Source organism: Colwellia sp., assembly GCF_013215345.1.
In the GTDB taxonomy this organism is placed as follows: domain Bacteria; phylum Pseudomonadota; class Gammaproteobacteria; order Enterobacterales; family Alteromonadaceae; genus Colwellia.
Window position 1 is genome coordinate 1 of the sequence record NZ_JABSOV010000146.1, and the last position, 8,250, is coordinate 8,250.

General features: G+C 39.0%; 8 protein-coding genes. 1 reads left to right on the top strand and 7 read right to left on the bottom strand.

Annotated features, from left to right (window positions below; translation table 11 throughout):
- Positions 1-962, bottom strand: a 962-nt coding sequence (dgcA, locus tag HRT50_RS16290) for an N-acetyl-D-Glu racemase DgcA (protein WP_291616405.1), incomplete at its 3' end; no start/stop codon positions are given.
- A 6-nt stretch (positions 963-968) separates the two neighbouring features.
- On the bottom strand, positions 969-1,982 hold the full coding sequence (locus HRT50_RS16295) for a DUF1611 domain-containing protein (RefSeq protein ID WP_291616407.1): 1,014 nt from the start codon (positions 1,980-1,982) through the stop codon (positions 969-971).
- A 275-nt stretch (positions 1,983-2,257) separates the two neighbouring features.
- Here HRT50_RS16295 and HRT50_RS16300 point away from each other — a divergent pair, with 275 nt between their 5' ends.
- Positions 2,258-2,536, top strand: coding sequence for a peptidylprolyl isomerase (locus HRT50_RS16300; protein WP_291616408.1), 279 nt, complete (start codon positions 2,258-2,260; stop codon positions 2,534-2,536).
- A 157-nt stretch (positions 2,537-2,693) separates the two neighbouring features.
- Here HRT50_RS16300 and HRT50_RS16305 read toward each other — a convergent pair whose 3' ends face one another.
- The 5 genes from HRT50_RS16305 to HRT50_RS16325 form a co-directional block, all read right to left on the bottom strand.
- A complete protein-coding gene (locus HRT50_RS16305) occupies positions 2,694-3,611 on the bottom strand; it encodes a LysR family transcriptional regulator (RefSeq protein ID WP_291616409.1) in 918 nt (305 codons plus the stop codon).
- A gap of 392 nt (positions 3,612-4,003) precedes the next feature.
- A complete protein-coding gene (locus tag HRT50_RS16310; RefSeq protein ID WP_291616411.1) occupies positions 4,004-4,651 on the bottom strand; it encodes a redoxin domain-containing protein in 648 nt (215 codons plus the stop codon).
- Positions 4,652-4,880: 229 nt separating this feature from the next.
- Positions 4,881-6,593 carry a B12-binding domain-containing radical SAM protein gene (locus tag HRT50_RS16315; protein ID WP_291616413.1) on the bottom strand — a complete coding sequence of 571 codons (1,713 nt, stop codon included), beginning with the start codon at positions 6,591-6,593 and terminating at the stop codon, positions 4,881-4,883.
- A gap of 95 nt (positions 6,594-6,688) precedes the next feature.
- A complete protein-coding gene (locus HRT50_RS16320) occupies positions 6,689-7,204 on the bottom strand; it encodes a tRNA-uridine aminocarboxypropyltransferase (protein WP_291616415.1) in 516 nt (171 codons plus the stop codon).
- Between the two features lie 230 nt (positions 7,205-7,434).
- Positions 7,435-8,250: SEC-C metal-binding domain-containing protein (locus HRT50_RS16325; protein WP_291616417.1), on the bottom strand; the 816-nt coding region annotated here is incomplete at its 5' end.

Genomic DNA, 8,250 nt, shown 5'->3' on the forward strand with positions numbered 1-8,250 from the left:
TTATTTATCTGTAAACCGAAAGGTCTATCTACCTTAATAAGCAGAGGTGCATCTAAATCAACATAACTAGCTTGAGTCGCCAAAATTAAGCCTGGCGCCATAGATAACGAAGTACCTACCATACAGCCAACCATGACTTGCAAGCCATTACTTTTTGCCAACTTGGCCATTTGTATGCCTTCGGTTAATCCGCCACATTTATCCAGTTTAATGTTAATAACATCATAACGCTGGGCGAGATAAGGTATATCGCTACAAGTGTGGCATGATTCATCGGCGCCAATAGGCACAGCAAAGCTTTTACCTTTTAATACTTCATCTTGATTAGCTTTGAGAGGTTGCTCTATTAAGACAATGGGTAAATGTTTTATCGAATTAGCCACTTGTTCAAGCAGTACGATATCCCAGCTTTCATTGGCATCAATCAGTAACTTGGCCTTGGGGGCATTTTCATGTACCGCATTTAATCGCTCAAGTACCAATTCTTCATTCAATTTTATTTTTAACAGCGGTAAGTTTTTCAGCAAGGCTGCCGCTTTGCCCATATTTTCCGGGCTGTCGATACTGATGGTTTGTACTGTGGTGATATTTTTTGGCTCGATAAAACTTAATAGTTGAGCAACACTTGTTTGCTCGGCTTTAGCAGCTAAGTCCCACAGAGCACAATCAAGAGCATTTCTAGCCGCGCCAGCGGGGAGCCAATGTTGCAACTGCTGACGGCATTGACTTAGCTCACCACTAAATGTTATCAGTTTGCCACGTATAGACTCAATAGCATCGATAACGCCACTAACACTTTCACCAAAACGCGGCGTTGGTACACATTCACCAAGACCGAATAAGACACCCTGAGAAATTGTGACTTTTATCACTTCAGTTTCAACACGACTGCCCCGAGCAATAACAAAAGGTTTTGCTAGTGGCCATATTTCTCGAGTAACCGTCAGGCTAAGTTTACTCATAGTCGTTTACCCAAGATCAACGGATTTTAACTGAGTGACAAAATTTTCGCAGCCCGTTATTAAGGGATCAAAACAAGGCACATTAAATTCTTGTTCAAGTTCTTTAATCAAGGCTCTACCCTGCTCTTTACCCACCACGCGACAGTTAAGTGAAATTCCGGCAAGTTTCACCTTAGGGTTCGTTAAACGGGCAACACTAAGGTTAAGTTCAATACAGCTAACCAAATCAGGAACATTATAGTCTGGGATATCTTTAATATTATTACGCCCGGCTTCATGACACATGACTAAATAATCGGCTTGCGCACCATGTAGCAAACCCATACTAACGCCTGCACAGGATGGATTGAACATAGAGCCTTGGCCTTCAATAATATCCCAGTGATTATCATCCGCCGCCGGGGAAATTAACTCTACAGCACCGGAAATAAAATCAGCAACCACAGCGTCGATACAAATACCATTATTGGCAAGTAGTAAGCCGCTTTGGCCCGTGGCTTTAAAGCTGACATCAAAGTCTTGTAAGTGCATTTCCCGCTCTATGGCTAAAGAGGTATACATTTTGCCGACAGAGCAATCAGTACCAACGGTTAAAATACGTTTGCCACTGCGTTTACTGCCAGTACCAACTGCGATATCTGGAATTTGATGGCGTAGGTCAAACAGTTGGCAGCCATGTAATTTTGCCGCAGCATAAATTCGAGGAACATCGGTTAATTTCTTGTGCAAGCCACAGGCAACGTCTAAGCCTTGCTCAAGGGCGTCAACAATGTCATCAATCCAGTTAGTTTCAATAATACCGCCACTGTTAGCCAAGCCAACAACAAAGGTTTTTGCTCCTAAGCTTTTAGCTTCTTTGGGCGTTAATTTTGCTAAGCCTAAGGTTAATGGGTTTCCAGCATGTGCGTATTCACCTAAACAAAGTTCCGGTCGCCATTGTGCAATACCTCGAGAGGTTTTGATCGCTAAAGGTTTGTTGGCATCACCAAGATATAATAAATAAGGAGGACTAAATTTCATAATAAATACCCACTAGTAAACAGCTGATTAATTCAATGCCGTTATCTTATGCTACTTGTAGTTAAGCAGGGTTATGAAAAGAATATGGTCGGTATGCCATAAAGCTATGGTCTGAGCCTATTGCCAGAAAACATTGCCAAAACTATTACCAAAGAAATATACGAATAGAGAGCAGTAACCCCTGTTATTTTGCACAAGCGGATTAACCTTTTGCTGAAATACAATGCTTAACAGGGTAAAATAACCACATATAGTTATAACAAAGACGTTGGCATATGGCTCGTACCGCAGCAGCACTTCACATTTTAGTGAAGCATAAAGAACAGGCTGAAGATTTACTTAAACAGCTAGAAAAAGGCGCTAAGTTTCAAACCTTAGCCAAGAAACATTCCACCTGCCCCACAGGTAAAAAAGGCGGTAATTTAGGTGAATTTGCTAAAGGAACTATGGTGCATCAATTTGATAAAGTTGCCTTTAATGGTGAGATCCTAACACCACATTTAATCAAAACTAAATTTGGCTGGCATATTATTAAAGTTTTGTACCGCACCTAAATAAGTTTAGCCACTCTCAATAAAACGGCCCCTTTCAGTAAAGTTAGAAAATAATCACTGAAGGCCAGCGCTATAGCCGGCTTATTTTATCGAAGACACTCACTGCATGGACTCAAGTTAGCTGGTATTAAAGGCCTAGGTATTAAGCCCTCAGGCATTAAGCACAGTCAATTGAGCTTTGTGCTGCTATGGTTTGTTCTTCTAGAAATTTAGCAAGAAAACGAACAAAGCGCTCGGCATCTACAGATAATGACGTTTGCTCTAAGGTCACCGCTATCACTTGATAGTGAAGTGGTGGTACTACTGGCTTGATAGAGACAGCACCATAGGAGGTAGTACGCGCAGAAAACTCATCCATAACCGCCACACCAGAGCCTAAAGCAGCCAGGTTTTTGGCTACTAAATAGGTTTGCGCGGTTATATTGGCTGAATTATTTGCCAGAGCTTCATTGGCCAGTTCATGGTGAAATATATGTTCAAGCGGACCACTATTTTCCATACTGATTATTTTTTGATTGGCGATATCTGCCATTGTGACTGTAACTTTATCGCTAAAAATATCTTGCGCGCAAACACAAACACATTGTCCTTGGGTTAATTTGGATTGTGTTGTGCCAGGATAAGACTCGCCAGCGAAAATAATACCGATATCTTTTTCGTGTGCAAACAAGGCTTTCACTACGTCTTGGCTTTGGTAGAGCTGAATTTCAAACTGCACATCAGCATGTAGTTGTTGATATGCTTGCATTGCGCGCGGTAAAAACTCTAGACCTATGGCAGGTATAGCAGCAATTTTAATTTTTCCGGTGCCGGTCTTTTTCAGGTTTTCAGACAGTTGTCTTAATTCAATAAGCTGACTATTAATTTCAGCGGTTTTTTTATAGAGAATTTCGGCTTCAGGTGTCGGAATCAGCTTACCATCGACACGAATAAACAAGAGATAACCAAGGTAGTGCTCAGCATTTTTTAACACTTTACTGGCCGTTGGTTGGGTAATATTTAAATACCGAGCAGCACCCGAGACTGAGCCTATGCTGTAAATGGCGTTAAATACTTCAATATGTCTAATTCGCATCGATACTCTATTTTCTTTAGCGGTAATTACTAATAGCCGTTATGGTAAAACAAAACTATTTACGGGTGTTAATGGTTATTGCGATATTTTCCTGTTCTCTGTTGTAACTTGTCACTGGGCGATTGCAAGAACCTGCTTAGCCGTTGCGTTAGGGTTAGTCTTAGCGTTTGAGTAAAGCTATTAACTTAAAACGGGAGTTTATTGATGGTCACAGGAAAGCCCCGATAGATATAAAAAGAGCTTCATTAAGCTAATTCAGTAGTTTTAAAGTCACTAAAGACAAAAGACCGCGATTTGTAATAGTCGCGGTCTTTTAAAATGTGACGGTTAAAGCGGTTATCAATTACACCTTTAGGATGACAATAAGCTACATCGAGTACTCATCCTTTTGATTAAATGAGTTTTTTATATTCATCATACACGTCTTGTGGCTCTGCTCGTTCAGTGTAATCCTCTTCTAAAAAGGCGTATCGAATCTTATGATTCTTATCAATAATATAGGTCGCTGGAATTGGCAGAACAAAATCACCACTAAATGTTCGCAGTGAGAGGTCGATGCCCCACTTTAACATGAGTGCTTTCATCTCAGGGTCTACTTGATAGGTGAGACCAAATTTACTTGCTAAGCGATAATTTTTATCCTCCCAGATAGGAAAACCAAGCTTATTATCTTCTATAGCCTGGTCCGACAGAGTAGATAATTCACCAGACACGGCGATAAAATTTATCGGCTGAGGAATCGATTTAATAAATTTATTCCATTGTTGGAGCTCTAACATACAATAAGGACACCAGGCTCCTCTAACAAAAGTAATAATTAGTGGTGCTTGTGACAATAAACTATCTAATTCAACCTCATTACCTTTACTCCCATAAATCAGGCCATCTTCAATTGAACTACCAACACCGAGTTTAGTAGCCCTCACTTGATGTTTTTGCAGCAGAGAAATATTCCGACTTAAAATTTCAAGTACTTCTGCGGAAACTGATTTGGCAAAGGAGTTTTTGTATTTGCTAAGTCGTTCAGTAAGTGTCGGCATAGTGGAACGTTCTCTTTTCAAAGTTACATTAAGTGTAGATCGTTAGTATTTTTTAGACAATATTGCCCTATAGCAATTCCATAACCTCTATCTATTTCCATCACTAAATTTAAGACAAAAAAACCGCGACTCGTTAAAGTTGCGGTTTCTTGGCGTGTGGCGGGAGCAATGCAATGAACGTGGGCACGAGGTAGACTGGTAATTCCCCCGAAAAATAATTAAATAGCGCTTAGCTCATATGTTGTTGCTGGCGCTTTAATGCTTTATTTTTACTTACGGTTTTCACCTGAGCAACGGCATAGAGATTGAGTCCACTAAACAAGCTTTTCAATTTCGCGGCATTATAGTCAATTTCAATTTTTTCAATAACAATTTGATGTTTTTCAGGGAATAGCGCTTCTACTGCTTGAGAAATCAGCTCAAATAATTTCTTCAGGTTAATTTTATGTATTTGACCTGTTTTGTTAAAAATCCACTCGGTAATTGCCATAAAATCATCAAATGGCTCATCAGACAACATATGCGGTAATACGTGTTTAAAACGCCCTGAATTACCCATCATGTCCCAGTAACGGGCAAAGCGGTTAATACGCTGCATAGTAGTAAAACTAACTCTGTCAGTACTTAAAATATCAAAGGGTGGTAAAGGATTAAACCGCAAGTCAAACGCTTCGGTGTGCCTTATTATCGGGCTACCCTTCAAACGTTTCAAAATCCCCATTTGAATTTCATGAGGACGACAATGATAGAGTTGGTTGAAGCTATCTTTAAATGTTTCAAAGGTTTCGCCGGGTAAACCAAAAATAAGGTCCGCATGAATATGGGCATTTGTATTATCTTTTAGCCAGATTAAATTCTCTTTTGATTTGGCGTTATTTTGTTTACGGCTAATATTCTTTTGTACTTCAACATTAAAGGTTTGAATGCCTATTTCGAATTGTAAACTTCCCTCAGGAAACTGAGCCAACAACTCTTTTAACTTTCTCGGTAGATGGTCGGGTACCACTTCAAAATGCAGATAAAGATCGTCAGTCATTCTATCTAAGAAAAACTGCATAATTTGCATGGTGGTTTTAATATTTAAATTGAAGGTTCTATCGATAAATTTAAAGTTTCTCGCACCACGTTGATAGAGGATTTCCATTTGTTCAAGAAATACTGTTAACTCAAATGGCGTGGATGTTTTGTCTAAAGACGATAAGCAAAATTCACATTTAAAGGGACAACCACGCGATGCTTCAACGTAGAGCAGACGGTGCTTTAAATCTTCGTCGGTATAATACTCATAAGGTAATGCTATGTCTTCTAACGCGACGGGCTTTGAACTTAGGATTTTTTTATCCGGTGGTGTGTTATTGAGTATGTCTTTACACAGTTGATAAAAACTTACATCGGCCGGGCCGGTCAATACATAATCAGCACAATCGACAATCGCTTGGTGTTCCGTTTCATAACTGACTTCTGGCCCACCTAGAATAACTTTAATTTCTGGAGCTATCACTTTCAATAAGTTAACAACCGCAGTTGTTTCAACGATGTTCCAGATATAGACACCGAAACCGACAATGTCGGGTTTCGATGCTAATATTTGTTCTACGATATCAAGAGCGCGAGTTTGGATAATAAACTCTTTTATTTCACAATATTGCTGTAACTCTTTTAAGTTAGCGTAAAGATAACGTAAACCAAAACTGGTATGAAAAAATCTAGCGTTAAGCGTAGCAAGGACAATTTTAGGCGAGGATCCATCTATTTTATCACTGCTTTGATGAGTAACAGCTTGAGTAACCAGTGTACCCTTGTTCATTGAATCTGGCTTTGCTGACTCAGGTAATAGCGACTCTGGCTTTATTGAATCAGGAAGAGTTGAAACAGGAATATTGTCTTCAATGAGGGGAACTTGCGTGATGGTTAGTTCGGGGTTACTTTTTTGCTCTGCCATTCTAGATTTTAAATACCTTTGATAATATGCCGCAATTATACTGGGATTACTGAGCTTATTCAGCAATATTGCTTATCTTTGTATTTATTCAATTTTTAGCCATTAAATTGGGCAAATTTTAATGATAAGTCTGCTGCCATTTTATTCTGCCCTTTAAGTCTTAAGACTTCGATTATACATTCGATGGTGCATAGACCCCCTTTAGGTTGATTTGCCCTAAGTTTGTATAAAGAATCATTGGTCATTTTCAAGGTGAACTGTGGAGAATTTTTTAAATAAGCACTGTGGTTGAAGATTTTGTTGGCTTCCTGCCATGTGCTATCAATTATAATAATGTTTTTATAGTCTTCAATTCTTGTAGATGAAAGTACTTTTGATACTGGCGATGACGTTTCCGGTGTTATTGCCAGTGACAGTGCCGCTGATAACACACCCTTCGAATATAATAATACCGCCTCATTATTTTCTATTAATCTAACAAGGTCTTTATTAGGGTTTACTCTTTCCCAAAGTATACGTTCAACAATTTCATTAGAATCATCTAAAGCAAGAGCGCCAGTATTAGTTGCTCTATGCAATTCACGTTCATGGGTAAGTAAATAGATTTTCATTTATAGGGTTTATTCCGCTTTAGATGACTGTTATAGCGCTTATTCAAAAAACTTGCAGGGGTTTAGCAAAAATCCGCTGTTCTCTCAATTAGCGGATTTTATTTATATATTTTCCCATAAGGATATTATTCCCCTTACGGGCTAGGTTTGAGACATATTTTTGACTATATAGTTTTGATTATTTAGCTGCCTCACTGATAAAGCTCAATGAGCTATTCCAGCTTACAGACCTACCTTAAACAACACTTCTTATATTTCTTGCCACTGCCACACGGACAAGGTTCATTGCGGCCAGCCGTAGGTAACGAACTAACGGGCACACTGTTCTCTAAAATTGTATTTTCGTCGTAAAGCATATTCGCCAACAAACCGCCTTCACCCATTAACGAATCAAAACCATCAAAATCTTCATTTACAAGACTATCGAGCTCTTCATCTTCTGAGTCATCATCAGCCCAAGCACTTAAGGTATCAACAACATTAAAGTCTGTTTGAATTATGCCAGACTCAATCAACTTACGTGCATCAGCCCTATGCCATGCTTTTACTTCGTCATATTTAAAGCGGTCTTCATCAAATACATTTTTATCACCTAATACAACAAACTGAGATTTGAAATTATCAAGTTGATATTCAATGCAAGAATCGGCTAATGCGCTAATTAAAAAGCTATTGGTTGAACTCGGTAAAGCCGAAAATACAGTTATCCATCGAGTTACATGGGCACTTAATACGAATTCATCAATAATACCCGCTTCGTACTGAGCAAATACAGCTTCAATAGCCGATGCTTTGCAATACATAGCTTGATGACCATCAACAATATAATTACACAATGCTTGTGTATTACCATCGACCACATTATAAAATAAGGTCGGAGTTAATTCAGTAAGCGCATCGCCAAATACCGCTTCAAGGGGTGTTAAAAACGTATCATTACGTGCAAATAGCTGTAAACACTTTTCTAACGCTGGAGAATATTTTAATTCCGCTAATAATAAAGTACCAAAAAATAAAATGGCCTGCTGCTCGTCGGTTAACGAGGC

What these genes read in the sequence shown, in the direction of transcription:
- HRT50_RS16295 (WP_291616407.1), bottom strand. Translation starts at nt 1,982, where the DNA reads ATGAAATTTAGTCCTCCTTATTTATTATATCTTGGTGATGCCAACAAA.
- HRT50_RS16300 (WP_291616408.1), top strand. Translation starts at nt 2,258, where the DNA reads ATGGCTCGTACCGCAGCAGCACTTCACATTTTAGTGAAGCATAAAGAA.
- HRT50_RS16305 (WP_291616409.1), bottom strand. Translation starts at nt 3,611, where the DNA reads ATGCGAATTAGACATATTGAAGTATTTAACGCCATTTACAGCATAGGC.
- HRT50_RS16310 (WP_291616411.1), bottom strand. Translation starts at nt 4,651, where the DNA reads ATGCCGACACTTACTGAACGACTTAGCAAATACAAAAACTCCTTTGCC.
- HRT50_RS16315 (WP_291616413.1), bottom strand. Translation starts at nt 6,593, where the DNA reads ATGGCAGAGCAAAAAAGTAACCCCGAACTAACCATCACGCAAGTTCCC.
- HRT50_RS16320 (WP_291616415.1), bottom strand. Translation starts at nt 7,204, where the DNA reads ATGAAAATCTATTTACTTACCCATGAACGTGAATTGCATAGAGCAACT.